This window comes from Methanocorpusculum sp., from assembly GCF_030655665.1.
GTDB lineage: Archaea > Halobacteriota > Methanomicrobia > Methanomicrobiales > Methanocorpusculaceae > Methanocorpusculum.
The window spans coordinates 163,356-187,845 of record NZ_JAUSPQ010000008.1; the positions used below are offsets into that span (position 1 = coordinate 163,356).

35 protein-coding genes and 2 tRNA genes are annotated in these 24,490 nt (G+C 53.8%); 19 read left to right on the forward strand and 18 right to left on the reverse strand.

From position 1 onward, the window contains the following. Nucleotides 1-32 precede the first annotated feature (32 nt). Nucleotides 33-105, forward strand: a tRNA-Asp gene (locus Q7J08_RS06920). 68 nt (nt 106-173) lie between these two features. On the opposite strand, the gene Q7J08_RS06925 is transcribed toward Q7J08_RS06920, so the two are convergent. The 12 genes from Q7J08_RS06925 to Q7J08_RS06980 all read right to left on the reverse strand — a co-directional run bounded on the left by Q7J08_RS06925 (nt 174) and on the right by Q7J08_RS06980 (nt 10,381). After that, a complete protein-coding gene (locus Q7J08_RS06925; protein WP_304910960.1) occupies nt 174-1,022 on the reverse strand; it encodes a tetratricopeptide repeat protein in 849 nt (282 codons plus the stop codon). After that, nucleotides 1,003-1,641, reverse strand: a complete 639-nt coding sequence (gene cofC / locus Q7J08_RS06930; RefSeq protein ID WP_304910961.1) for a 2-phospho-L-lactate guanylyltransferase — start codon at nt 1,639-1,641, stop codon at nt 1,003-1,005. Before cofC ends, Q7J08_RS06925 begins: the two co-directional genes overlap by 20 nt. 44 nt (nt 1,642-1,685) lie before the next feature. After that, nucleotides 1,686-2,489, reverse strand: coding sequence for a dihydropteroate synthase (gene folP, locus Q7J08_RS06935; protein ID WP_304910962.1), 804 nt, complete (start codon nt 2,487-2,489; stop codon nt 1,686-1,688). Continuing rightward, on the reverse strand, nt 2,489-3,739 hold the full coding sequence (gene glyA / locus Q7J08_RS06940) for a serine hydroxymethyltransferase (protein WP_304910963.1): 1,251 nt from the start codon (nt 3,737-3,739) through the stop codon (nt 2,489-2,491). Before glyA ends, folP begins: the two co-directional genes overlap by 1 nt. A gap of 38 nt (nt 3,740-3,777) precedes the next feature. Beyond that, nucleotides 3,778-5,091, reverse strand: coding sequence for an NAD(P)/FAD-dependent oxidoreductase (locus tag Q7J08_RS06945; RefSeq protein ID WP_304910964.1), 1,314 nt, complete (start codon nt 5,089-5,091; stop codon nt 3,778-3,780). Nucleotide 5,092: 1 nt separating this feature from the next. Beyond that, nucleotides 5,093-6,028 (reverse strand): hypothetical protein, encoded by a 936-nt coding sequence (locus Q7J08_RS06950; protein ID WP_304910965.1) that lies wholly within the window; start codon nt 6,026-6,028, stop codon nt 5,093-5,095. A 69-nt stretch (nt 6,029-6,097) separates the two neighbouring features. Next, nucleotides 6,098-6,853 (reverse strand): NAD(+) synthase, encoded by a 756-nt coding sequence (nadE, locus tag Q7J08_RS06955; RefSeq protein WP_304910966.1) that lies wholly within the window; start codon nt 6,851-6,853, stop codon nt 6,098-6,100. After that, nucleotides 6,850-7,401 (reverse strand): hypothetical protein, encoded by a 552-nt coding sequence (locus Q7J08_RS06960; protein WP_304910967.1) that lies wholly within the window; start codon nt 7,399-7,401, stop codon nt 6,850-6,852. The genes nadE and Q7J08_RS06960 overlap by 4 nt, the downstream gene beginning before the upstream one ends. 89 nt (nt 7,402-7,490) lie before the next feature. After that, nucleotides 7,491-8,225 (reverse strand): methyltransferase domain-containing protein, encoded by a 735-nt coding sequence (locus Q7J08_RS06965; protein WP_304910968.1) that lies wholly within the window; start codon nt 8,223-8,225, stop codon nt 7,491-7,493. Beyond that, on the reverse strand, nt 8,222-8,560 hold the full coding sequence (locus Q7J08_RS06970) for a nascent polypeptide-associated complex protein (RefSeq protein ID WP_304910969.1): 339 nt from the start codon (nt 8,558-8,560) through the stop codon (nt 8,222-8,224). Before Q7J08_RS06970 ends, Q7J08_RS06965 begins: the two co-directional genes overlap by 4 nt. Then, a complete protein-coding gene (locus Q7J08_RS06975) occupies nt 8,557-9,051 on the reverse strand; it encodes a PUA domain-containing protein (protein WP_304910970.1) in 495 nt (164 codons plus the stop codon). The genes Q7J08_RS06970 and Q7J08_RS06975 overlap by 4 nt, the downstream gene beginning before the upstream one ends. Next, nucleotides 8,984-10,381 carry a DHH family phosphoesterase gene (locus tag Q7J08_RS06980; RefSeq protein WP_304910971.1) on the reverse strand — a complete coding sequence of 466 codons (1,398 nt, stop codon included), beginning with the start codon at nt 10,379-10,381 and terminating at the stop codon, nt 8,984-8,986. The genes Q7J08_RS06975 and Q7J08_RS06980 overlap by 68 nt, the downstream gene beginning before the upstream one ends. Nucleotides 10,382-10,443: 62 nt before the next feature. Here Q7J08_RS06980 and Q7J08_RS06985 point away from each other — a divergent pair, with 62 nt between their 5' ends. The 12 genes from Q7J08_RS06985 to Q7J08_RS07040 all read left to right on the forward strand — a co-directional run bounded on the left by Q7J08_RS06985 (nt 10,444) and on the right by Q7J08_RS07040 (nt 17,143). Next, entirely contained in the window at nt 10,444-11,817 is a 1,374-nt protein-coding gene (locus Q7J08_RS06985; RefSeq protein WP_304910972.1) for an NAD(P)H-hydrate dehydratase, read from the forward strand. A 1-nt stretch (nt 11,818) separates the two neighbouring features. Next, on the forward strand, nt 11,819-12,295 hold the full coding sequence (gene moaC, locus Q7J08_RS06990) for a cyclic pyranopterin monophosphate synthase MoaC (RefSeq protein ID WP_304910973.1): 477 nt from the start codon (nt 11,819-11,821) through the stop codon (nt 12,293-12,295). Between the two features lie 138 nt (nt 12,296-12,433). After that, nucleotides 12,434-13,018 carry a 50S ribosomal protein L15e gene (locus Q7J08_RS06995; protein WP_304910974.1) on the forward strand — a complete coding sequence of 195 codons (585 nt, stop codon included), beginning with the start codon at nt 12,434-12,436 and terminating at the stop codon, nt 13,016-13,018. A 23-nt stretch (nt 13,019-13,041) separates the two neighbouring features. Continuing rightward, complete coding sequence (locus Q7J08_RS07000; RefSeq protein WP_304910975.1) at nt 13,042-13,686, forward strand: RNase P subunit p30 family protein; 645 nt, start codon at nt 13,042-13,044, stop codon at nt 13,684-13,686. Next, nucleotides 13,683-14,126, forward strand: a complete 444-nt coding sequence (locus tag Q7J08_RS07005; protein ID WP_304910976.1) for an Rpp14/Pop5 family protein — start codon at nt 13,683-13,685, stop codon at nt 14,124-14,126. Before Q7J08_RS07000 ends, Q7J08_RS07005 begins: the two co-directional genes overlap by 4 nt. A gap of 2 nt (nt 14,127-14,128) precedes the next feature. Further along, a complete protein-coding gene (psmA, locus tag Q7J08_RS07010; RefSeq protein WP_304910977.1) occupies nt 14,129-14,947 on the forward strand; it encodes an archaeal proteasome endopeptidase complex subunit alpha in 819 nt (272 codons plus the stop codon). A gap of 8 nt (nt 14,948-14,955) precedes the next feature. Further along, nucleotides 14,956-15,657 carry a ribosome assembly factor SBDS gene (locus tag Q7J08_RS07015; protein ID WP_304910978.1) on the forward strand — a complete coding sequence of 234 codons (702 nt, stop codon included), beginning with the start codon at nt 14,956-14,958 and terminating at the stop codon, nt 15,655-15,657. Between the two features lie 59 nt (nt 15,658-15,716). Further along, nucleotides 15,717-16,001 carry a 50S ribosomal protein L37ae gene (locus Q7J08_RS07020; RefSeq protein WP_304910979.1) on the forward strand — a complete coding sequence of 95 codons (285 nt, stop codon included), beginning with the start codon at nt 15,717-15,719 and terminating at the stop codon, nt 15,999-16,001. A gap of 4 nt (nt 16,002-16,005) precedes the next feature. After that, the gene (locus Q7J08_RS07025; RefSeq protein ID WP_011833307.1) at nt 16,006-16,137 is read left to right on the forward strand and encodes a DNA-directed RNA polymerase subunit P; all 132 of its coding nucleotides are present in this window, start codon (nt 16,006-16,008) and stop codon (nt 16,135-16,137) included. After that, nucleotides 16,134-16,535, forward strand: coding sequence for a hypothetical protein (locus Q7J08_RS07030; RefSeq protein ID WP_304910980.1), 402 nt, complete (start codon nt 16,134-16,136; stop codon nt 16,533-16,535). Before Q7J08_RS07025 ends, Q7J08_RS07030 begins: the two co-directional genes overlap by 4 nt. After that, nucleotides 16,532-16,762: a KEOPS complex subunit Pcc1 gene (locus tag Q7J08_RS07035; protein ID WP_304910981.1), complete on the forward strand. Its 231-nt coding sequence runs from the start codon at nt 16,532-16,534 to the stop codon at nt 16,760-16,762. The genes Q7J08_RS07030 and Q7J08_RS07035 overlap by 4 nt, the downstream gene beginning before the upstream one ends. 3 nt (nt 16,763-16,765) lie before the next feature. Beyond that, entirely contained in the window at nt 16,766-17,143 is a 378-nt protein-coding gene (locus Q7J08_RS07040; protein ID WP_304910982.1) for a prefoldin subunit beta, read from the forward strand. A gap of 60 nt (nt 17,144-17,203) precedes the next feature. Here the strand turns inward: Q7J08_RS07040 and Q7J08_RS07045 are convergent, their stop codons facing one another. The 5 genes from Q7J08_RS07045 to Q7J08_RS07065 form a co-directional block, all read right to left on the reverse strand. Then, complete coding sequence (locus Q7J08_RS07045; protein WP_304910983.1) at nt 17,204-17,749, reverse strand: GNAT family N-acetyltransferase; 546 nt, start codon at nt 17,747-17,749, stop codon at nt 17,204-17,206. Between the two features lie 125 nt (nt 17,750-17,874). Beyond that, nucleotides 17,875-18,636, reverse strand: coding sequence for a coenzyme F420-0:L-glutamate ligase (cofE, locus tag Q7J08_RS07050; RefSeq protein ID WP_304910984.1), 762 nt, complete (start codon nt 18,634-18,636; stop codon nt 17,875-17,877). A 49-nt stretch (nt 18,637-18,685) separates the two neighbouring features. Continuing rightward, entirely contained in the window at nt 18,686-19,282 is a 597-nt protein-coding gene (tmk, locus tag Q7J08_RS07055; protein WP_304910985.1) for a dTMP kinase, read from the reverse strand. Next, entirely contained in the window at nt 19,276-19,941 is a 666-nt protein-coding gene (locus Q7J08_RS07060) for a HisA/HisF-related TIM barrel protein (protein ID WP_304910986.1), read from the reverse strand. Before Q7J08_RS07060 ends, tmk begins: the two co-directional genes overlap by 7 nt. After that, nucleotides 19,942-20,679, reverse strand: coding sequence for a coenzyme F420-0:L-glutamate ligase (locus Q7J08_RS07065; protein ID WP_304910987.1), 738 nt, complete (start codon nt 20,677-20,679; stop codon nt 19,942-19,944). Between the two features lie 94 nt (nt 20,680-20,773). Here Q7J08_RS07065 and Q7J08_RS07070 point away from each other — a divergent pair, with 94 nt between their 5' ends. Then, nucleotides 20,774-21,049 carry a DUF1922 domain-containing protein gene (locus Q7J08_RS07070; RefSeq protein WP_304910988.1) on the forward strand — a complete coding sequence of 92 codons (276 nt, stop codon included), beginning with the start codon at nt 20,774-20,776 and terminating at the stop codon, nt 21,047-21,049. Nucleotides 21,050-21,058: 9 nt separating this feature from the next. Here Q7J08_RS07070 and Q7J08_RS07075 read toward each other — a convergent pair whose 3' ends face one another. Beyond that, nucleotides 21,059-21,211 carry a DNA helicase PriA gene (locus Q7J08_RS07075; RefSeq protein WP_304910989.1) on the reverse strand — a complete coding sequence of 51 codons (153 nt, stop codon included), beginning with the start codon at nt 21,209-21,211 and terminating at the stop codon, nt 21,059-21,061. 77 nt (nt 21,212-21,288) lie between these two features. Here Q7J08_RS07075 and Q7J08_RS07080 point away from each other — a divergent pair. From Q7J08_RS07080 to Q7J08_RS07100, 5 genes are all read left to right on the forward strand, one after another. Then, nucleotides 21,289-21,372: transfer RNA gene (locus Q7J08_RS07080), tRNA-Leu, on the forward strand. A gap of 165 nt (nt 21,373-21,537) precedes the next feature. After that, the gene (locus Q7J08_RS07085; RefSeq protein ID WP_304910990.1) at nt 21,538-21,936 is read left to right on the forward strand and encodes a hypothetical protein; all 399 of its coding nucleotides are present in this window, start codon (nt 21,538-21,540) and stop codon (nt 21,934-21,936) included. A 112-nt stretch (nt 21,937-22,048) separates the two neighbouring features. Next, complete coding sequence (locus tag Q7J08_RS07090; protein ID WP_304910991.1) at nt 22,049-22,741, forward strand: hypothetical protein; 693 nt, start codon at nt 22,049-22,051, stop codon at nt 22,739-22,741. 159 nt (nt 22,742-22,900) lie between these two features. Beyond that, the gene (locus Q7J08_RS07095; protein WP_304910992.1) at nt 22,901-23,785 is read left to right on the forward strand and encodes a class 1 fructose-bisphosphatase; all 885 of its coding nucleotides are present in this window, start codon (nt 22,901-22,903) and stop codon (nt 23,783-23,785) included. A 2-nt stretch (nt 23,786-23,787) separates the two neighbouring features. Further along, nucleotides 23,788-24,447 (forward strand): fructose 1,6-bisphosphatase, encoded by a 660-nt coding sequence (locus tag Q7J08_RS07100; protein WP_304910993.1) that lies wholly within the window; start codon nt 23,788-23,790, stop codon nt 24,445-24,447. Nucleotides 24,448-24,490 lie beyond the last annotated feature (43 nt).

Genomic DNA, 24,490 nt, shown 5'->3' on the forward strand with positions numbered 1-24,490 from the left:
TTTTGATTGTGCGGGATTGACGTGCGTTTGTTGCCCAAGTAGTGTAGTGGCCTATCATGCAGCCCTGTCACGGCTGCGACTCGGATTCGAATTCCGACTTGGGCGTTTTGTTTTTAGCGATTGTTTTTGTGCTGTCTTTTCGACTGCATGGTTAAAAAAAGAGACGATAGATTTCAGGTACGCAGACTTTTTGCGTTTGCCCATCTTACTCGGATCTTAAACTCATCCTCTGGTACCGGTCCGGCTGCCAAAGCATCCGAGTACATGGAATATGCCTCGGTAAAGTTTTTCAGCTGTTCAAAGATGATCCCTTTGAAAAACAAGATGAGCGCCCGGTTTTCCGGTCCGGTCGCAAGAGAGGCATCGTAATATCTGAGTGCATCGTAGAGCAGCCCTTCGCCGCGAAGATTGTTTCCCCGCTCGAACAGTTCCTCTGCCGTTCCCGTGGGCTTTCGCCAGTTTCCGGATTTGTACACCTCGGCAGCATACGGGGGAGCAAAGGGTTTCCCGGACTCTTTTGCGATATGGACCTTTGAAAGCCAGATCTGGGTCAGCATTGCATCGTCATGCAGAAAACACCACTCCTCCGCACGGTACAAACAGTTGCCCGCCTCCTCGTATTTTTTCTGCTGGGCATATGCCTGAGCACGTACAACCAAAGATGCCGCATCAGCGTCACGGACCTTGTCTGCCTCATCCACTGTGAGAAGTGCCTCTTCAGGTTTATCCGCATACAGCAGAGCCTCGGCCTTCAGGACGAGCAGCATCGAGGCGAGGTCTGAGGCTTTGTCTAAATCTGCCCCCTTCCATTCGGGCAGGATTTTGATTGATGTGTCCATACACTCAGCACACTCAGCATACCGCCCGAGTGCCTTCAGAATCGAGGCCTTTCCAACATACGTGAGCGGATCGGTCGGGTCCTCCCCGATTGCCTCGTCGTATTTTCCGAGTGCTTCCTCAAACTTTCCCGAGAGGGCCAGCTCCTCTGCTTTTTCGATAAAATCAGACAACTTCCTTACCATCCCGGTGGACCTTCACCCGTCCATCCTGTACCGATAAGGTGAACCCGTGTTCATACAACCATTCACGGGCGTTTCCGTGTCCGTGGATCATCAGCTCCACCAGATCTGCCGGCTCGTCCACATCCGTCGACATACGCATGGAGTCGATGATCTCGACGGTGAGTTCAAGTTCTTCGGCAATCTGGAGATGCCGTCTGAACGAGAATCCGTAGTATTCCACATGGAACTTCTCGGGTTTCTTAACAAAGATCACATTCGTCCCGCCGCCGAGCCCTGGGACGATCGCCATATCCGCCTTGGTGGAAATGACCCGCTGGAGACTGCCCGGCGTTACCATCGGGAGATCTGACATGATGATCAGGGAAGGGCAGTGAAACTGAGGAAGGGCCCAGTTGATCGCTTCATTGAGCCCCTCTTTTCGTACTGCCACGAGTGCATCCCGGCACTCATACTTTGACGTACAGAGAAGTGTGGCGCTGCATCCTGTCCTTCTGACCGCGAGGATCACGTCTTCCAGCATTATCCTCGCAAACTCTTCGCGCTCTTCCTGGGTTAGAATAGACGAAAGCCGCGTCTTCGGGTTGACCGGTTTGAACGGAATCAGGGCGTGGAAGTACATTGTTACTACTATTTGGGGTCTTTTGATGATAGATACTTTTCTCCTTAGGGATGCATCATCTGAAAGACTTTGACGATATCTTTTGAAGGTGCCACATCATGGACCCGCAGCACGTCTGCCCCGCCTTCAAGCAGGGCATACAGCACCGCAAGGGAACCGTACAGCCGTTCATGCGGCGGCTTATTCAGGCAGTCACCGATGAACGTTTTGCGGGAGGCCGCGGCAAGCAGCGGGTATCCGTATGATTTCAACTCGGAAAATCTGCGGCAGAGTTCCCAGTCGGCTTCACTCGACCGTTCCGCAATCCACTTCCCGATACCTGGATCCAGGATCAGCTGATCGATATTATACTGCTCTGCTCTGCAGATGATCTCTTTCAGGGCCGTGTGCGTGGAGGTGATGTCAGTCGGATCCCCCGGACGGTTGTGCGCCGTCATGGCAATCACCGGAAGACCGCTGTCCGCTGCGATCTTTGCGTACCTTTCATTCGAGAGTCCGCTGATGTCGTTCACCGCGGAAATGTCATATCTGAGTGCCGCTTCAAGGACCTCGGGATACATCGTATCGAGAGAAAAGACTGCTCCTGAATGTTCCAGATTCTGCAGCGTATGGACGACCCGTTCTTTTTCCTCCGCGACGGTGATCGGCGGCGCAGTAAGAGCCGTACTCCGTGCTCCGATGTCGATGATATCGGCACCTGCACGGAGCATCTCTTCGACGCGGGTCGTTACCAGTTCGAGAGGAGTGAACGAGTCCGAGAAGAAAGACTCAGGGCTGATATTGAGGACCCCCATCAACCGGGGGGGATTGGCGTTCCCGATGCCGATCCCTTTGATGCGGACTTCCATTATAAGTTCCGGATCTCAGGGTACAGCGGGTATTTCAGACAGAATGCCGTCACCTCAGCTTTGACCCCGGCAATGACCTTCTCATCACCGATGTGATTCAGGACCTTGGCGATCCAGTCTCCGATCTGTTTACACTGCTCTTCCTTCATACCGCGGGTGGTGATGGTCGGCGTTCCGATCCGGATACCGGAGGTCTCGAAGGGGGAGAGTGCCTGCCGCGGGATCGTGTTTTTGTTGACAGTGATGCCGGCTTTTCCAAGAGCGACTTCTGCCTGCTGACCGGATATGTTGTGGTCGGAGAGGTCGAGAAGACAGAGATGGTTGTCCGTTCCGCCGGAGACGAGCCGGAAGTTGTTGTCTTCCATGGTCGCGGCGAGCACTTTACAGTTTTTGACGACCTGTTTTGCGTACTCTTTGTAGTCTTCGGTGAGCGCTTCACGGAAACAGACGGCTTTGGCAGCGATCACGTGCATGAGAGGTCCGCCCTGCATGCCGGGGAAGACCGCTTTGTCGATCGAGTTCGCATACTCTTTGTCGCACATGATCACACCGCCGCGGGGTCCCCTGAGCGTTTTATGGGTCGTTGAGGTGGTGTAGGTGGTGATGCCGACGGGAGAGTTGTGCAGTCCGGTGCAGCAGAGTCCGCTGATGTGGGCAATGTCCGCCATTGACCGGGCACCGACATCTTCCGCGATCTCCGTGAATGCCTTGAAGTCGATCTCACGGGGATATGCCGATGCTCCGCAGACGATAAGGTCGGGTCGGTTTTTCCGTGCGAGCTCCTCAATCACGCCGTAATCGAGCCGCTCGGAATCGAAGTCGACACCGTAAAATGAGATATTGAAGCATTTCCCCGACATGTTTGCCGGATCGCCATGGGACAGGTGACCGCCGTCATTCAGGCTCTGGCTCAGGATCTTATCTCCCGGCTTCAGACATGAGAGGTACACTGCTTCATTTGCCTGACTGCCTGAGTGCGGCTGAACGTTTGCGTGTTCTGCACCGAAAAGTTTGCAGAGTCGGTCGCGTGCCAGATTTTCGATCTGGTCATGGAATTCGCAGCCGCCGTAATAACGCTTTCCCGGGTAACCTTCTGCATATTTATTTGTCAGAATAGTTCCCATTGCCTCCATTACTTCGCGTGCGACAACATTTTCCGATGCGATCAGTTCAAGCCCCTCAACCTGGCGCTTGTGTTCTTTATTTATCAGCTCGAATATTTCCGGGTCAAATAGTGCCAGGGACGACATATTACGTAAATATAGTTAATATTACGTGATAAAGGCGTCTACTGTTTGTCCAGGGAATCGGCTGCGAGCCGGATCATCGAGTACATCCCGTCAGGCGTCGGGTGGACTTCAAGCATAGGAGAGAATTCATGCACGGTCACGCCTTTACGTACCAGATACCCGAGATAGGTCCCGACGATGCTCGTGCCGGGTGCCGAGGTGGCAAAACCCAATATCTGTCCATCCTCCTTCGAAACAGTGAGATGCATGGACCCCACCGATCCGTCCGCCACATGCCAAAACGACTCGGGTCCGGCGATGTTGGGTGAGGAGAAGGTCATACCTTCCACACCTTTTTTCGGGGGGCACATGGTGTAATCCAGACCAAGAACGATCGTGAACGGGACCTGATCAAGATCCACTTTCCGCGGGTGTCCGAGTATTGCGTCGGCCGCCGCAAATCCCTGAAGCCGGGCGACCGGAGTGAAGTAAGGTGCGCCGGTCACATCGCCCGCTGCATAGATCCCGGGAACCGATGTCTCCATCTTTTCATCAACTTTGATCGAACCGTCAGGATTTTTCGCCATGCCGGTGAAAAGTGAGGTCTCCGGCATCATACCGGTCGTGAACAGTACCGCATCGAAGGGCATATCATCCCCGTTTATACGGACACCTTCGACGTGATCCTTTCCGAGGATCTGCTTTATATGTCCGTATATTATAGTGACATTTGCGAGATCACGGTGTACTGCTTTCATCATCGATTCGGGGAGAACGGGCAGGAGCAGACTCCTGCAGAAGATGGTCACTTCACACCCGAATGCCGCATAGATGTAGGCGAACTCGGCCGCAGAGATGCCTCCTCCGATAATAGCGAGCCTTTTTGGAAGCATAGACATTGTCCGGAGTGTCTTTGCCGTGTAGATTCCGGCAAGATCATTTCCCGGGATGTCCGGGACGTGGATGCCTGCCCCGGTGGCGATGATGATCTTTTCCGCCTTGCGCAGCTGACCGTTTACGAACAGTTTTCCGTCCCTGATCTCGGCATTTGCCTCATACTCGATCACGACACCTGCCGCTTTTGTTTCCCGCTCGAGGATGATCTCCAGTTTCCGCTGGACCCCTTCGAGTTTCTGGATCACTTCCGGGAACCGAACGGCTGCGCCGCCCTCAATAACTCCGGAATTTTTCAAAAAAGATATGGTATTGATACTGCGGGCAACATCGTTCAGCCCGCAGACAAGCATGCATCCGTCATGGATGCATGTCCCGCCGATCGCCTTCCTCTCTAGAAGGGTGACCTGTTTTCCTGCTCCGGCGAGGCGGAGAGATGCCATCCTCCCTGCAGGTCCTGCCCCGATAACGTAGATCATTTCAGAACACTTCGCAACCTTCGTCGGATGGAAGACTAAGTTCCTCACCTGAGTATGCGTTCACTTCCACGATGTCCTTCTTTCCTCTGACCTGCCAGACCGGTACATACACTTTCTTGAAGATCAGTTCGATGTTCTCGTCGCTTGGCCGGAAGTCCTTCTCCTCGGCAAAGATCGCGTCTCCGGCGGTCGTCTTGATCCTGACCCGGCGAGTGAGTTTCTTGATCAGATCAGATCTGATCCGTCCCTTTGCCTGATCCAGACTGATGATCGGGGTCATGACCTCGGCATCATGGGGAAGCTCTGCTTCCTGCGGCACGACATCGCCGAACTGACCCGGCAGATCATTGATCGCGTTGATCCAGCCGGAACCTTCCTCGTCGAAGGAGACGCTTTTTCCTTTGTAGGTCGCTTCTCCACCGCTTTTGTAGTGATAATACCAGTAAGGGATCATGCGCAGAATGGTCGTTCCCTGCTGACGGGCAACACGGGTGGCTTCCTGTCCGGAGATCCTTACCGGGAGAACAAGGTCATACCCAAGTGGGGGCTGCTGAACCCCGACATTCGTGTACGCATAACTGGGTCCCCCGACGATGTCGAAGGGCATATTCCAGATACGTGCAGCTGCCGCATCTCCTATGTATTTGAGCAGCTTCTCCTTTGTCCAGAGATCTGACTCCTTTGGCTGGAAGTATGAATTCCCCGTAAATATGATCTTGTCGCAGCGGACTTTGGTTCCGCTGAGGTTTATCGTGTAGGGGGTCATGTCGAAACGCTGAAGAAGATTTGTGTCATCGGAACACATGACCAGGACGCATTTTGCACCCCGTACTGCCGAGAGATTGAATGGCCCCTCTTCAATCTCACAGTCATATCCGGCGGTTTCGAGAACACGCCGAATCTCAGTCACCGCATGTGTGTGAAGTAGTTCACCCATAATTAATTACTATTGGTTCTCCGTTCTCATAAAATCCGTTGTCTCGGTCCTGTGCCGACTCTCCCTGGTTCAGGTGAAGAGCCGGTTCGCTGCAGGTGCCCGTTTGTGTTCAGAACATTTGATGAATCCAAGTGCCTTCTCCTCGATGGAATTTTTCGGGACACCACCACTCTCTTCCAGAGCTATCAGCGCAGCATCCAGCTCGGCATAGCTCATCCCGAGTTCGCTTTCGTCACTCTGTCCTTCCCAGAATCCGGCGCTGGGGGCCTTTGTGATGATCGATTCCGGGACTCCCAGCTCTTTTGCAAACAGATAAACATCTTTTTTCCAGAGATGAAGGAGCGGCTGGATGTCGGCCGCGGAGTCGCCCCACTTTGTCGAATACCCTATCATATACTCGGTTTTGTTCGATGTTCCGCAGACGAGGTATCCCCGGGCTGCGGCAATATTATATAATGTGGTCATCCTGAGACGTGCCGCAATATTTCCTCTAAGGACAGGAGTGTCGGTGATATGAGGGGCGGCAAGGAATGCTGATCTGACCTCTTCCAGGGGGACAGTGATAAGCTCGACGCCCAGACTGCGGCAGAGTTCTTCCGCATCTTCATGATCCTGCGGATTATTGGACGAGACCGGCATATTCACGCCAAGCACCCGTTCGGGGGAGAGGGATTTACAGCAGAGTGAGCAGGCCACCGCCGAGTCGAGTCCGCCGGAAATGCCGATGACCACTCCGCGGGCGTTCGCTCCCCAGATGGTCTGTCTGATGAGGTCTTTGGTTTTCACGATCTCGCATCCGATACATTCACAGGTTACTTTGGTCATTTTTCCTCCTTTTTTAACGCGTCACGAAGATTTTTCAGCGCATAGCGGGTTCCTGGATGGTCTGTCGTGAATCTATTCAGGAATTCCGCCACGTCCCCGCGGGTCTCCGGCCCGGGTCCCCGGTATCCATGTCGCTTTGCATACCAAAACACCTCTTCCGCAGGTATCACGGAAAAAGGGGCGATCCGTCCCTTTTTCGGAGAGAGCAGTCGGTCCTGTGTCCCGGCGCAGACTGATTCCAGTACATAGAGTGCGGTATCGTCCAGCGTGGCCGGCTCAAGGATCACGTTGGCATCCTTTGGATCTTTCACGAAGAGCAGATCGGTCCGGGCTGCGAGCATGTCCGCAAGAAAGATTCGCAGGGCAAAACTGCGGAACGTTTTGTCTTCTTCGACAAAGAGTCGTGCGCCTGAGGGAAGCCCCCCCTGATGCCTGATCTCTTTCTTGGCTTTTGCCGCTATGTCGGCAGCAGCGTGGAGTTCGCAAAGATAGAGGCCCGAGTACGGCTGCGTCACGACCGCCTCTTTGCTGCACCTGCTGCATTTCATACAAGAAGTATGGGCTCTTCAAAGATATGGATATTCCCCGGCCGGATCGTCACCTCCGGGACTTAGATGCAATCAAAAAAAAAGTATTTTCAGAGTTTACGGCAGACCGTCAGGTATCCCGTATGCGAGACGCGTGTAGACGGTCTCGTGCCCCTTTTACTTCGGGTGAGTTCACGTTCCATGCACTCAAACGTCAGGACTGACTCCTCGCCGAATAGTTCCCGGGCTGTGTCCATGACGCAGAAGGTCTGTTCCAGAAACGGCGTATAGGTCGCGAAGTATCCGCCGATCTTCAGGAGCGGGTATACGTGCCTGACGTGTTCGGGCTGGATCTGCATATCCAGATGGACAATATCGTATGGTCCGTCCGCGACCTCCAGAACATCGCAGGCCCGGCACTCAACGTTGTCCAGTCCTGCGTCCCGGATGTTTCCCTCTGCTATTTTGGAGAACTCCGGTCGTGCTTCGCAGGTGACGACCGAACCGGCACATCCGCCGAAGAAGATGGCTGCGATCCCTGATCCCGTTCCCGCATCCAGAACGCGGTCACGCCGGCACATCCCTGTGTATGCCATGACCATGCCGATGTCTTTTGGCATCATGGGGGCGCCGGTCCGTTTTCCATGTGCAAAAAAGTCCGTTGCTTTGGGAACGAGAACGTAGAACGTTTTACCCAGATGGGTCAGGATCTCATCCCCGTTTTCCAGCCCCGCGACTTCCGCAAGATCGATCATGCCCAGATCCGTCGAGAGTTTTCCCTCGCCGGCCTTCACATAATACTCTCGTCCGTGTCCGTGAACGATGACTCTGTTTGGTCCGATCATACAGCGGTCAGTTTTAAAATTGCCTCAGCAATGTCCCCGTTACACTCCACAAGAGCAGCACGGGCGGTTTCCGGTGAGACGGAAGTCTGTGAAGCAACCAATTCAACATCCGACTCAGGGATCTCGACGGCGGTCTCTTCGAAGTGGACCTCGCCCGTGAGCTGATACGAGGTCTGACCCTGCATGGTGATGCCGACGACCTCGGCATTCAGAAAGACATAATTTCCGGACGCTGTGTAGACCACAACTTTCGAGACATCTGCGATCTCGTCCATCTTCATGCCCATTTTTTTCATCGCTGCTTTCATCTGTTTGGGATTTACACCTGGCATCATTTTTTGTTCCTTCCTTGTCTAACTTTTACTGCTGTTCCATAATTAAATCCGATCATTTCGCTTCCGGAAAGTACTGCCATCCCGGTGGCGATCAGATTGTCCGATTCATCGACGACAAAAACTTCGTCTTCTGCATGAATGTTTGGATCACTCGATATTACGTGTTTTGCCATGGCATTTTTGCCGTCGGCAACGAAAGGTACCGCCTCTTCCATGATCACGACCCGGTTTGCCGGGGCCGGCAGAAACGCATGGAGAGCCTGTGCTCCGGGATACCCGAGCGTGAACCGCCCGTCATTTGCGCGGACAGTGACCAGCCGTTCGTTGGCCAGGCTCACGTACCGTACCCTTTTTGTGGTCGAGTACGAAAACGTGACCTGGTCGGGAAAGAGAGCTTCTCCAGCGCCCCGCCCGAACTGGAAGTCAGCGATCCTTCGGACCCGCTGTAAACTGCCCTTCCACAAGCTCGTTAACTCTTCTGATGAAATCATGCTCGCATCCTTTGGGGATATATGCGCCGGCTGCAATATTATGCCCTCCGCCTGCGCCCCCCACCTCGGCGGCTGCCGTGACCAGAGCTTGCTGCAGATCGATCCCCCGGCGCAGGACCTTTTCATAGGTCCGCATCGAGACTTTGATGAGGTCAGGTTCATCGGAAACACTGCACATTACGAGGATCGGTTTGTTGGTGTCGAGTTTTGAGAGGGCCATCCCGGCCCCGATCCCGACGATCGTGTCAGGATACTTATCGCCGGTATGGATCGACTGGATGGATCCCAGATCCTCCACGCCGGTTTCGAGGATGTACTCGCAGAGTTCGCGGATGATGGACCGGTGGTGTCTGAGCATATGCTCGGCTTCCCGATACTTTTGTCCCCGGTCCCCGAAGCAGACTGCCTCGCCGATCTTCGGCTTGGTCCACCGCCCGCAGGCGTTCAGCATTGTGGCATACTCGGAGGCATTTCTCAGCGGTGTCTTTTCCATCTCGTCCGGGAAGAAGTAGAGCTCGGCAAACAGCCGGTCAGGCGACTCGCCGTTCGCAATGATCTGCTCGGTGAGAACGCTTGCAAGTGTCCGTTCCTCCTCAGGGGAGAGTTCCTCCCAGACCCTCTGTTCGGAAGGCGACTGGTAGATCCCGATCCTGCTGAGCAGGGAGGCAGCCTCGGCGGGTTTTCCGGAGATGCCGGGAATCAGTGGGTCATCGGAGTTCGAGAGGCAGATGTGGAGCGGTCTTGTTGAGAGGCCGTAACAATTTATCCCGCGGCTGATTCTGACCTGCCCGCAGTCGACTCCATCCTCCGCGATCCACCGGGCGACCCCAACCAGTCCGTGATGCTCCCGCGCCATCATATCGCCGACGTTTCCAACAACAGAAAGTTTTGCCAGATCTGTGTTTGCCGGGTCGAGCTTTCTTGCGACGAGATAGGCAATGCCCGCCGCACTGCATTTTGCGTAATCCTCGCCGTAAAACTGTGAGTTGACCTGGAAGTATTCAGTGCCGCCGGGTGCCGGCTGGCTTATGTGGTGGTCAAGGATGAGGACATTGTCTGCCGGGATCCCGGCTTCTTCCAGAAGATTCTGCTGGCCGCCTCCCAGATCGGTGAAGATCTTGAGGGTGTCGTCATCCGGGATGTGCTTCATGGTCATCGGCTCGAGCTGGCGGACGAAGACCGGGTTTACCGGGATCCCCTGTCGGGTGACTGCCCGCGAGATGATCGCTTCGCTGGTGATCCCGTCGGCGTCTATGTGTGAGATGAGGGTCGCGGCGTCCGCTTCCTGAATTATTTTTGCGGCACGGCTGACATCTTCAACGAATCCCATTCTTATCTGGTGGGATGTACGTGGGGAAAAATCATTACCAACGCCGACCCACACTATCATATATGCGGGATCTGGTTCAGTTCGGTCTGTCCGGCGTAGTTTCGCCGGAGACGATGCGTGTCGTTGATAAAAACGCGGATGAGTATGGCGTCTCTGCGGCTCAGCGCATGGAAAGTGCGGGCTGTGTCCTCGCATCGGCCGTCCGGTCCGAGGATCCTGAGTCTGTTTTGATCCTCTGCGGAACAGGTAACAATGGGGGTGACGGTTTTGTCTGCGCCCGTCATCTGGCAAAGGAGTATTCCGTGAAGGTGATCTTCACCGGAGACGCAAAGACGCCAGAGGCACGGGCGGCGTTTTCCGCACTGGAAGGCTGTCCGGCGGAGCTCGCTTCATCCTGGTCTGCCGAGGATTTTTCCGCAGATGTGATCGTGGACGCCCTGCTTGGTACCGGTGCATCCCTCCCGCTCAGAGAGCCGTATGCCTCCCTCGTGGATATGATGAATATGGCAAAGGGTCGTGTTCTCGCCTGCGATATGCCGACGCCCGGGGTCAGGGCGGACCGGGTGATCGCTTTTCATCTGGCAAAGACCGAAGGTGCCGAGGTGTATAGTATCGGGATCCCGTTCGCGGCTGAGGTTTTCTGCGGGAAGGGCGATCGTCTTCCCGTTCCGGAAAAGCCGTCCGGGGCGCACAAGGGCTGGGCAGGTTACGTGCTCGTGATCGGCGGGGGGCCTTATCAGGGTGCGCCGTTTCTGGCAGGGTGTGCTGCTCTCCGTTCGGGCGCGGACGTTGTCCGTGTGGCAACTCCCGTTGACGGGTTTATGCCTGACCTCATCCTCGAGAGACTACCTGGCAATAAAGTGGGTAAGGAACATCTGGACCGGCTGCTTGTTTTAGTAAAGAATGCGGATGTGGTGATCGCCGGACCTGGTCTCGGCGCAGACCCTGAAAGTCTTGAGGTTGCTTCGCAAATTGTTTCCGCCGCGAAACGGGCGGTGGTGGACGCAGATCTCCTGCGAAATCCTCTGCCGCGGGCACGGGAACAAACGATCTACACCCCGCATGCAGGCGAGTTTGCCCGGATCTTCTGTCCGGTTCCGGAGAAGCTCAGTGATAGGGGGGTCGTCGTGCGGGAAGCGGCGAAACGTGCCGGCGGAACGGTCATTCTGAAAGGGGCGATCGATGTGATCTCGGACGGTTCCCGGGTGAAGTTCAACCGATCCGGTGCTCCGGGCATGACCACGGGCGGCACCGGCGATGTCCTCTCAGGTGTCTGCGGGGGGCTTCTTGCACGGATGGATGCCTTTCCGGCCGCCTGCGCCGCGGTGTATGCCGCGGGAAAGGCTGGGGAATTGGCTGATGAGGACACCGGAGATGGTTTAATCGCAAGCGATTTACTAAGGCACCTTGCATACATAGTGTATAAGGAGAAATGAAATGCCGGTTTTTACTCATCTGAATGAAAATAATGAGGTCCATATGGTGGATGTGACGCCAAAGCCCGATGTTTCCCGTGAAGCGACCGCAAAAGGGCGGATATATCTTCGGCCCGAGACGCTTGCGGCGATCGCCGAAGGAAGGGTCCTGAAAGGAAATGTGCTTGCGACGGCACAGGTGGCAGGGACCCTCGCGGTAAAACAGACATGGGCACTTATCCCGATGTGCCATCCCCTCCCGGTCGGCGGGGTGACGATCTGGTTTGAGCAGACGAATGAGTACATCGAGGCGTTCTGCCGGGTAAAAACCTACGGAAAGACCGGTATCGAGATGGAATCTCTGACAGGAGTCTCGCTTGCACTTCTGACGATCTGGGATATGGTCAAGTCCGCGGAGAAGGATGAGGCCGGCCAGTATCCGGTGACCCGGATCGACGGGATCTCTGTCATAGAGAAGAAAAAGGGCGTTTTGCAGTAACGACTCCTTGGGTCATCACGGAGTATTTATACAACGTAGCCCCAATAATATACAGTTTACAGCTAGCCGTATCCAGATACGGTCTGTATATCTACAGGAATGTAGCCTAGATGGCTGAACCTGAGGTGAAACCAACATATGTCGAAATCAATGTATGGATATGTCCGTGACGCGTGGAAGAAGCCCGCAGAGTCCGGAGTAAAGAGACTCCTTTGGGAGAGAATGCAGACCTGGCGCCGTCAGGGTGCCGTTGTCCGCCTTGAGCGCCCGACCCGTATCGACAGAGCACGGGAGCTCGGATATAAAGCAAAGCAGGGTATCATCGTTGTTCGTGCATCCATCCGCCGTGGTGGCCGCAGAAAGTCGAGATACATCCGCGGACGCAGAACCAACCGTATGGGTATGCGCAAAGCAACCCCCGGCAAGAACCTGCAGTCTATCGCAGAAGAGCGCGCCGCAACCCGCTACCCGAACATGGAAGTGTTAAACTCCTACTGGGTCGGTCAGGACGGAAAGAGCAAGTACTACGAGATCATCCTTGTTGACAGATGCAGTCCGTCTGTTCTCGCTGACAAGAACCTCGCATGGGTTGCAAACACCCGCGGACGTGTGTTCCGTGGTAAGACCTCCTCTGGAAGAAAGGCACGTGGACTCCACAACCGTGGAACCGGAACTGAAAAGTGCCGGCCCAGCATTACCTCCCACAAGAATCAGGGTAAATAACCCTATTCTCATTTTTTCTCATTATGATAACAGACGCATGCGTGTATGCGAATGACTCATCACACACAACGCTTCGTCGTTTTGCCCTGACTGCCGCCTCCTGCGGATTTTCCCGTATCATCGCCTGTGATTCGGCTGAGGATATCTTCGAGTACGCTGGTGTTTCTATCCTGAAAGGCAGACTGATCGGCAAACTGAACGGAAAGGCATTCTTCGACGCAGTCAAAAAGACCCCTGCCGGCACGGTCGTATTCGTGCAGGTCGGAGAAAACAGTTTCAACCGTACGGCCGTCACAACGAAAGGCGTACATCTTCTGACCGGTATCGCCGACCTCCCGAAGGGCGGCTTTGATCACATCGTCTCGAAGATGGCGGCACAGCAGAACACCGGGGTCGTTCTTGACTTCTCCCGGATCATCGATCCAAAAACCCGCAGAACAGCTCTTTCCCGATATGCCGAGATACTTGCCTTCCAACGGAAGTATCACTTCCCGCTTCTGATTGCGAGCGGTGCATCCGAGTGCCTCGGGCAGCGGAACATCACCGAAATCACTGCGCTTGCCGATCTTTTCGGCATGACGGGGCCTGAGGTAGATTCCGCTCTCGACTCTCTTGATGATATTCTCTCTCCGAAAAAGACGGTCGAGATCGTGGAGGAGAAATCATGAGCGTTCTTCCGCCGACACTTCGCGAGAACCGGCGTTACGTCCTGTTTAGGATCATCACGCAGGTGGACCCGACCCAGAAAGAGGTGTACCGGTCCATGGCGGATTCGGTCGCCGCACTTTTCGGTGATGTCGGGGCGGCAAAAATGCACCCCGCGGTCGTATGGTCCGAAGGCGAATATGCGATCGCCCGATGTACCCGGGGATTTGAACTGTCCCTCATCGCCGCTTTGGCCGTCATCACGAAAGTTTGCGGCGAACCTGCGGCATTCAGGTCGATCGCCACTTCGGGAACGATCCTTTCTTTGAAAAAAAAGGTGGTTCCCGAGATCGTTGACGATACCACCTATCCGGGGTATCTGTGCGCAGGTAAGAAGGTTAATAATCTCTCAAAAGAGAATGGGCATAGATATCTAACTAGAGATGATATAATTAAGGAGTAACAATGCAGCCACAACAATATCAAATGGGCGGATACGATCGTGCCATCACGATGTTTTCCCCCGATGGACGTCTGTATCAGGTTGAATATGCACGTGAAGCGGTCAAACGGGGAACGACCGCCGTCGGCATAAAATGCAAAACGGGAGTTGTACTTCTCGTTGACAAACGGGTGAACTCCCGTCTTCTGGAACCCTCCTCGATCGAGAAGATCTTCCGGATCGATGAACACATCGGTGTCGCCTCCTCGGGTCTTGTCGGCGACGCACGGATCCTCGTTGACCGTGCCCGGGTCGAGTCCCAGATCAATCGGGTAAGTTACGGCGAACCGATCGATGTGGAGACTCTCGCAAAGAAACTCTGCGATCACATGCAGAGCTACACCCTGTTCGGCGGCGCCCGTCCTTACGGCACGGCCCTCTTGATCGCGGGTTCGGAGTCATCCCCGACCGGACCGAAGTATCATCTCTTCGAGACCGATCCGTCCGGAACGCTCCTCGAGTATTCCGCGACCGGTATCGGTATCGGCAGACCTGCAGTTATCAAACTCTTTGAACAGGAGTACAAAGATACCTGCACGGCTGAAGAGGCGGTCCTCCTTGGTATGAAAGCCCTGCACACCGCCACCGAAGGCAAGTTCGATATGAACACCGTCGAGATCGGCATCGCCGGCGAGTATTCCAAGAAGCACACCTCCAAAAAGGAGAGCGAAAGCCCGAACGGCACAAAAATATCGACCCTCTCATTCAGGAAACTGAATGCAGATGAAGTAAAGGCAGCTGTTGCCAAATTTTCCAAGACGACTCCTGCGAAAAAGGAGTAAGATGATCTATGATTTCCCTTGATGATGCAGTAACCGCCCGTCTGGAAACACACGGACTGAAGTTTGAATTGTTGGTCGATCCCGAACTTGCCGATAAAATGCGGCACGGGGCGGATCTCGACATCGAAGATGTTGTTGCAGCACTGTATGTATATGAGAATGCTTCGCGTGGAGACAAGTCCCCGGACGAGGATCTGCAAAAAGCGTTCAAGACCACCGATTTTTCGGAGATCGCACAACATATCATACTCAAAGGTGAAATCCATCTCACGACCGAGCAACGTCGTCATCTGATGGAAGAAAAACGCAGACGCGTCATCAGTTTCATCGCACGAAATGCCGTGAACCCGCAGACCGGTCTTCCCCACCCGGTCATGCGGATCGAGATGGCATTGGAACAGGTCAGGATCAACTACGACCCGTTCAAGTCGGTGGACGATCTGGTGAAGGAAACCGTGAAGGCGCTCCGCCCGATCCTTCCGATCCGGTTCGAGGAACGCCGTATCGCCGCCAAGTTCCCGATGGACTTTGCGGCAAAGGCGTATGCGTCCATCTCCGGCGCGTCCTTTGTCACTATGGATAAAAACGAGTGGCAAAGCGACGGATCCTGGATATGTGTCGTCACGATCCCGGCCGGTATGCAGGAAGAGTTCTTCAATCTGGCGAACGCTGCAGCGAAAGGCGATGCCGAGTTGAAGATACTTGAGTAACGCATACTATTAAAACAACTAAGAACGAATATTACTAGATATTTCTGGAGGAATAAAAAATGGCATCCAAGAGTAAAAATGTTGCAAAAGGACGCGTCACCGGCAGTGCTGGGCGCTTTGGTCCGAGATACGGCCGTTTCTGCCGTAAGATGGTCAATGAGAGCGAGAAGATTTCCCGCGCGAAGCACCTGTGCCCAATGTGCGATACCATCGCTGTAAAGCGTGTTGGTACCGGCATCTGGGAGTGCAAAAAATGCGGATACAAATACGCAGGCGGCGCCTACGTCCCGCAGACCCCCGGCCTGAAAGTCGTACTTCGTGCAATCGAGACCAAAGGAGTATAACCCAATGGTTGCTTATAAGTGCGCCCGCTGTAAACAGTTGGTTGAGATCGGTACGAACATCCGCTGCCCCTACTGCGGTCACCGTATTCTTTTCAAAGCCCGCGGAGCCGGCACGAAAGAACTGAAAGCCAGATGACTATTGTAACTTCATCGCGCAAACCGGCTCCGGAAGTCCGCAAACTGGCAAAGGAAATCGCCTTTGCTCTGGACTTTCCGTTTGTTCAGCGTGGGAAAGCAGGTATTCATGATATAGGGGGAGAAGACCCCCGCGTTATTTTTCTGTCGGGCTCGAAACGGCAAGGTCCGGTATTTGACCTGATGATAAACGACTCTCTGGTTTTTTCCATGCTGATAACCAACGTGACCGAATCCGAACGTACCGGACTCTTTACCAAAGGTTTCATGACCCGGGAAAAGGAGCTGTTCGATTACCTGTCGCCCCATGTCCCCATCACCTATGATGAGAATGCCGGCGGTCCGATCGTTTTTTGCGGCACACAGAAAAGACAGTATGTCCTGCAGGTCATGGTATGAACCATACCTCCTGCTTTGTCTTTGAAACCCCGTTTGCAGAAAAATTGTATGAAGTTCTCGCCCCGGAGATCAACAGTGATCCGGGGGAAAAATCCAACGTGCGGCTCACCCGCGACGACTCTTCCGTGACTCTTCAGGTGGAGGCGGAGGATGCGGCGTCCCTTCGGGCGTCTCTCAATATGTGGCTGCGGTTGGTCAATGTATCCCATGAAGTATTGGAGTTGTAAAAAATGACAGCACCCCAGCAAGCGGCGGGTATCCCGCCGCAGATCCAGCAGCAGCTTGGAATGTTCCAGCAGATCCAGCAGCAGCTTCAGCAGGTATCGTCCCAGAAAATGCAGTATGAGATGACGCTCCGTGAGACGAAGCGTGCTCTTGAGGAGATCGAGTCCGCGGCAGATGATGCAGTGATGTATTCTGCCGTAGGGTCTATTCTGATCCAGAAACCAAAGGCCGCCGTCAAAGCGGAACTCGAAGAGAAGGTCGACTCCCTTGAACTCCGTGTCAATTCAATGGACAAGCAGGAAAAAGCAATGACCGCGAAAGCAGCCCAGCTCCAGAAGCAGATCCAGGAAGCTATCAGCGGCGGCGTTCCGGCTGCCCAGTAACTTTTTTTTACAAAATAGGACTTAATACGCGGTGTTCTTTTCAGATAAACCGTCAGTTCTCTATTTCATCACTTTTTCAAAACGAAACATTTCATCATCTGCCGATGCTCCTGATAACTCATTGGGATTGTTTGGGTCAGGATGCTTTGCGTTGAAGAATTCAACAATCTGAAATCCACAGCAATTCACATAGAAGTGTATGTTCCTTTTCTCAAAATACGGCGTACAGGTTTCCCACACTTTCGTTTCCGGGTGTAGCTGCTCTATTGCTTTCCATGCTGCCTGACCGATACCTTTACTGTGAACAGTCGGAATAACATACAATAATGCCAGTTCATTATGATTTGTTTCTGAATTTATGTGCAAAACCACTCCGCCGGCATTCTTGCCATGAAGAGTAATACGGTATATTTCTGCGCCTTTCATATCCATACATTCCCCAATGGTCTGTTTGGATATGATTTCCTCACCGTCCTCAAAATGTTCATATCTTACGCCAAATTCTTCCAACGCGCCATAGCGAAACGCTTCCTGATTGTCGAGGATAAACTGATTTCGGTCTGCTTCTTCCATCGGTATAAGTTCAACTAGAATTTGTTCATTCATAACTTTTGTCTCTCCTGAAAATTCAGATTTAACGGTTAATGTATGTGCTCATTTTATCACCTGAACATAGAAGTCTCTATTGATTGTGTCTTTATATTACGGAATAAAGTTCTATACAAAAAAAATTATTTGCCGAGACTGAGGAAGAGATCCTCGTCTGCGGGTATCGTCTCGATTTTACAGTTCTCGCATCTGACGTACGGGTATCCGCGGACGAGCACGACCGGCACGCCTTCCGCGGACTCGCCCATCAGAAGTTCGGCAGTCGAGGCGAGCGAGTCGGCGATCGCCCGCCGGGTCACCTGCAGTTTGTTTCCGTACAGATCGGGCTTTCCCCGCTCGTCGGTGATCGGCAGGATGCCGGAACAGCCGATGGCGACCCCCGACACCCCAAGACGCATCGAGTGGGTCCGGGAGTCGATGATGATGACGGCCGTATCTTTTCCGGTGCGTTCACGAATACCGTCCCGCAGCCGTTTGGCACTTGCTTCCGGGTCGGCCGGGAGACGGGTGACCCACCCGTCCGGGGCGTTTGACTCGTCGATGCCGGCATTAGGCAGGATAAGATCCCATTTTCCAGCAAGGAGATATCCCGGAATGCCTCCGACGATCGTATCGCTTTCCATCAAAACGACTTCGGCAAGCCGTGGGTCGAGACTATACTTCTCCGCAAGCCGGTGTGCCTCCGCAGACGGGGTTATGTCGTCCAGGTTGATATTGCGGCCTTCGGTGGTGGAGAGCGGCGACTCGGCAAACAGCAGGATGTCGCCGTCTTCTATTCTCTTTGCATCAGTATTGTTGAGGGAGGAGATGACCCGGCCCAGTATATCATCACCGGATACTAGCAGTCCAGTGGAAATCCCATATACAGAAAAGGAACCCGACATATTGGATAGATACGCTTTGAACTATTATCAGCTTTCGGATGAAAAAAGATCATTTGGAGGGCAGTGCCCGAATGCTCTTCTCGACGAAGTTCAGGATCGTTTCCGGGTCCTCTTCGGCGTCTATCAGAAGGAACCGTTCCGGGTCCTCGGCTACCCGTTCGAGATACCGTTTCTGGACTTCTTCGAGGAATGCGTGGTCCTCGAAGTGTTCCTTTCCGGGTCTGCCGGCAAGTCGGTTCATCGCCACTTCCGGCGCAATCAGCAGAAGGATCGTCAGGTCCGGGCGGATCGACCAGCCTGCATGCACGGCGGTGAGCCATGCTTTCGGATCCGGAACGATCCCGACAAGCGAGACCTGCTGGTAGGCAAACCTGCTGTCGGAGTATCGGTCGGTGATGACCAGTTTATTATTTTCGAGTGCAGGGATCACGATCTGAGCGAGATGGGCTGCATGATCCGCAACAAACAGTGTCGCCTCCGCGAACGGATCCTTGTTTGCCTCGATCTCCCGGCGGACTGCTTTGTTCACCAGCGGACTACCCGGCTCCTTGGTGAACACCGGGTCAAGATCTGCGAGCCGCGTTTTGAGACCTTCGTAGAGCGTGGACTTTCCCGCTCCGTCGATCCCTTCGAGTGTGATCAGCAAAATATTCCTTCCCGGATGATCTCTAAGGGGATCTTTCCTTTGTGGACGGCTGTCGAGATGATCACGCCGTCGTATCCCGCATCGCTGAGGATGCGAAGATCATCGAGAGAGTTCACGCCGCCTCCGTAGATCAGCGGCTTTTTTGTTGCGGCCCTGATCCGTTGTGCAAAACCCGGATCGATCCCTGATTCGGTACCGACCGAAGAGATGTTCAGAAGAATGATCCCGTCAAAGGCGTATTTTTCCGCCTCCCGGATCACCTCGACCGGGTCAAGACCATCAGGGATGACCTTTCCGTCCTTTACATCGACGCTGAGGTATCCGCCGGTGAACTCCTCGAAGGGGGCATCAGCCGTCTCGGTCCCGACGATGTTCTGGACACCCGGCAGATATTCCTCCGGGATGCTGCAGCCCCGGTCGACCCAGAGCTTCTCCGGGATCGATGCGAGTTTCAGGATCGTCTCGGTGTGATCGCCGCACAGTCCGATCCGGTCAAGATCGGCAACATACGCGTATTTCGGTTTCATCACCGTGAGATACGACATCGGCTCAGCCGAGGGGGAAAGCCCCCAGGTCAGGGGTCGATACTGATCCCGGTTGCCGCTTTTCCCGTGGACAACATAGCCGTCCATCAGGTCCATTGAAAGAATCACGTCCATTTATGGTTTCATAGCCTTTCTGATCAGGTCTTCTTCTTTGGTGAAGTAGAGCGAGTCATGGCCTTTCCAGGTGCCGCAGCCGGTAAATTTCACTGCCGGGATCCCGTTGTTGCTCTCCCCCATAATGAAGTTGGAGAAGGCCGCGATCTCATCGACGACTGCCTCTTCTGTGATCTCGAGTTCCAGACCAAAGAGGTCATGGTCGCCGCGGAAGTCCCGGATCGCGGTCATGCCTGCCCAGCCGATGGCGTTTCCACACTGACCGCGGCGGAATGCCCTTCCGCAGGTATCGGTCACGATGACGCCGACATCCTTTCCGGTGATCGTTTTGACGGCTTCCCGGATCTCTGTACACTCGGCCGACGGATCTTTTGGGAGGATGATGATATTTTCGCCTTCTATATTGCTGTTGTCAACACCGGCGCGCACACCTACATGGCCGCAGGGAACTTCGGAGAGGATGAACGGATACTCCTGGATGATCTCGGTGGACGAATCCAGGATCGCCTGGATGAACCGGGGGTCTTCTTTGGTGAGCCCGGAGATCCGGATCGCATCCGGAGAGGGCGTGATATCCGCGAGTGCGCGGGTATATCCTTTAGCTTTCGAAACGATCGTTGATGCGACACAGAGGATATCCCCGTCCTGAAATGTGGTATTTTTGCAGATTATTGCCGGAAGATCATCGCCTTTCTGAATGAGCGGGATCCCGGAAATTCCCGTTACCTGAATTGACATAGACAGTTCATATTTACCTCTCTGCTAATAAAAGCAAGGGTTTAGATGCGGGGGAATCTTTTTCACTCCCTGCGCCAATCATCATTTGATATATATGAGTACCTACCGGGTGATCCGCTGTCCAGGTTGTCATCAGTTTACCTACACTGATTACTATGGAAAGTGGAAGCTTTGCCCTGTCTGCGGGGAGGTGATCTCGGTTCGAAACGTTCCGGTGTATCTGGAAGTGGACGATTTCTCCGAGGCTGAAATGCTCATAAAAGAGGTGGAACGGTATCTTTCCCATACCGGACGGTTCGATCTGACGAGGGAAGAGGTGGATCTGATTCGGGAGAGGTATATGGAGTGGCTCCGGGGCACAGCCGTATAAGGACCGGGTCTACCAGAGTTTTCCGCAGTGGGGGCAGAGGATCGCAAGCCGCCTGCCGCACCGTGGACAGTAGAGTTTTCCCCGCGTGTCCTGGATCAGTTCGGTGCCGCACTCCCGACAAAATATCTCGCGTTTGAAGCCGCATGTGTGCTGAACTACCATAGAATACTATTGTCGATTCATATAGATTAATGCGAAGGTTCTTTTTATTCTCATGTTAATATCATAGAGTCAAAATCGCGAGGGTTGCCAAGCCAGGTTAACGGCGCAGGGTTTAGGACCCTGTCTCTAGGAGTTCAAGGGTTCGAATCCCTTCCCTCGCATCGCTCTGTTTTCTTAGAACATTTTCAGCCGGTCCGATTGACCAAAGAGCTTTTATTACGGCACGGATCTGCGTCGTCGGGCACCAGATCCTGCGCTTTTCTTGATGAACCGGTATTTCATATAATGGTATGCAATACAAAACAAAATGTAAAATATTATTTACATTGACGTTGAATAATAGTATTGCCGGGAGACCGGTAAATAAACACTTAGAAACCGTCATCATGAATACCACCTCTAAAATACTGACATTACTGTTTGCAGCAATGTTTTTGATCATCCCTGTCGCGGCAGTTGAAGAGGAAGAGATATGCGTTGTCACGCAAGACCCGGTCAGCCTGTATCCTCACCTCGTGCATATCAGTTTTACCACGCATACCGAACTCCCGGAACATGCTGAATTGAGCCCATTCTTCCGGGAAGATCTGATCGAGATCGAAGAAACGGAAGAAATCAGTGAGGATGTAACTGCCTGGTTCATGAATAATGAAATCTCTGCGGGATCGGATGGATCCGTCATCACCCCTGACACCGGGGAAGACCCTCAGCCTGCTGCGGCATAAAACGTGATCATCCCTTTTTTGAAGAAAAATCATTTTTCACCCTCTATTCCTGGATAATGAAAGGGGCATTGTTTACAAACTCTAAAATATTCTTCCAACGGATATAGTCACTATGAAACATAACCTCGCGTTCCCAGCTCTTCTGCTGGTCATCGCCCTTGTCGGTCTGATCATCACCGCAGGCTGCATCGGCACTACTACTACAACTCCCGGCACCTCATTCTCCGGCACCGGAAACGGCAGCATTGCCACCGAACTTCCGGCCGGTGTCTATACCGTCACAATAACCCAGGCCAGCGCCGAAATGACAGACCTCACCGTTGAGACCAAAGAGATGGGTATCTCAGTTCAGGGAAGATACACGGACGCCGCAGCATCATCTGCCAAAACCGCAGACGGCTGGGTATGGTCCTATGCTCTGCAGACCGATGGAAAACCGACCCTCACCATCAACGCGACCGGTGCCTGGAAAGCAGACTTTGCCTTCCCGCAGCAGATCGACGGCATTCCTCCCCAGACCTTCACGGGTATCGGCAATGCAGCCACGCCTTTCTTCATGATCAACAAGGGTAATGTCTCCTTTGCGATCGAAGCGACGAACAACACCGCTATTGAAGTTCACCTGATGGATTATGACGGCAATCTTTTCATGGACAAAACGAACACCTTTGAAGAGCCTCTTGCCTACCACCTGGGCGCCTACAATGATACGATCATCGTCCCGATCACCGAATCCGGCAACTATCTCCTCAATGTGATCTGTGACGGCGAGTGGTCTGTCATCGTCTCCGAAGAACAGGCATAACTTCTTCCAGCCGCCGCAGGATAAGTTCCTGAATAAACCGGCGGTCTTCTTTTTTTCTTTCGACCGGTATCTATCCCTCCGTAGGGAAGCTACGCGTTCAGTTTCGTTCCTGCCGTCAGGATACGTTTTTTTGCCTCCAAAACGCATATCATAGGTACTATGAAAACCTTGCAGGAGTATCTTATCGCCTCACATGCCCCTGAGGATTTGGGAAAAATAATCATGCTGATCGCGGATCAGGCAGGACCGATCCGTTCCGCATTTATCAGCAACCAGAATTATGCGGGTTCCACCAACTCTTCCGGCGAGGATCAGGCAGAAATGGACACCTGGGCCGATACCAGAATCACCTCTGTTCTGCAGGAAAGCGGGCTTGTCCGTGCCGTTGCTTCCGAAGAGCAGGAGGATATCACGCTGATGTCCCCTTCTGCGAAGTATTCAGTCGTGATGGACCCTCTCGACGGCTCCTCGCTGATCAAGGTGAACCTGAGCGTTGGAACGATTGTCGGGATCTATGAGGGCGATGTTCTTCAGGCGGGAAACCAGCTTCGCGCCGCATTCTATATGCTGTATGGTCCGATGACCACCTTGACCATCTCGCTTGGAAACGGGGTCTCCATCTTTGCCATGAACGCGGAAGGGACCTACGTTCTCTTAAAAGAGAACGTGAAAATCCCGGAAGGAACGCTCTGTGGGAGCGGCGGTCTGCGTCCCGAGTGGACCGATAAACACATCCAGTACATGAATGAGATTGAGTGCGAGGGCGGAAAGAACCGGTATTCAGGTTCCTTCGTTGCCGACTTCCACCAGATCCTGGAGTATGGGGGCGTGTATGCCTATCCGGCAACCAAAAAGTCGGCTTCCGGTAAACTACGGCTGGTCTTCGAGATCAACCCGATCGGGTTCCTCGCGGCCCAGGCAGGCGGGCGCGTCTCGAACGGCGAGTCCTCGACTCTGGATATCGTGCCGACGAAGGTCCACCAGAGAACGCCGGTGTATGTCGGCAGCTGCGGGATGATCGCGAAGATCGAGGCGATCCGCTGAGTATGCCTATCACGGTCTCGGTTTTTGCAAAATCGGTCGGCGGCGTTTGTGAAACGACCCGGGTCTTTCCCGACATCCTCCAGACGGCGGCAAAGATGCTCAAAAAGGCGGAAGGAGAGATCCTTATCGACTCGTTTGTGACCCACACGGCCGACCGGCTGGTCCTGATCACGACGCATGCGCCGGATGTCCAGCCGGATCAGCTGATCGAGGCGGCATTCTCCGCAGCTGAAGAGATCGCAGAAAAACGGCATCTGTTCTCTGGTTCCGATCCGGTCTCAATCTGCCGGATGACGATAGAGGAGCGGGAGAACGAGCCGCTTCTGGTGTTCCTCGCCGGATCGGATATGATCCCGTGGGGTGAGGTGATGATCCCGAATCAGAATACTCTCGCGGACGGAGTTTTGTTCCTTACCCGTGCCGGCGGGGAGTTCCCGTCCACGGCTGAGTTCTGTGAACGGTTCGCACGCCGCGGTCTGAATCAGCTGGGGGTCTGCCCGGTGAGTCTCTGTGATTCGTCGAATGTCAGAACAACGGTCATCCCGGTGGTCGGACTCGGTTTTTCTCTCTTCCAGGGAAAACTTACCGGACCGGTGGATCTCTTTGACACACCGCTTTTTGATGCTCCCAGGTTCTGGGCTTCGGATCGGCACGCTGAGTGATCGTGTCTTCAAATCCGAATTTTATTTGGATAAATATCTCAAA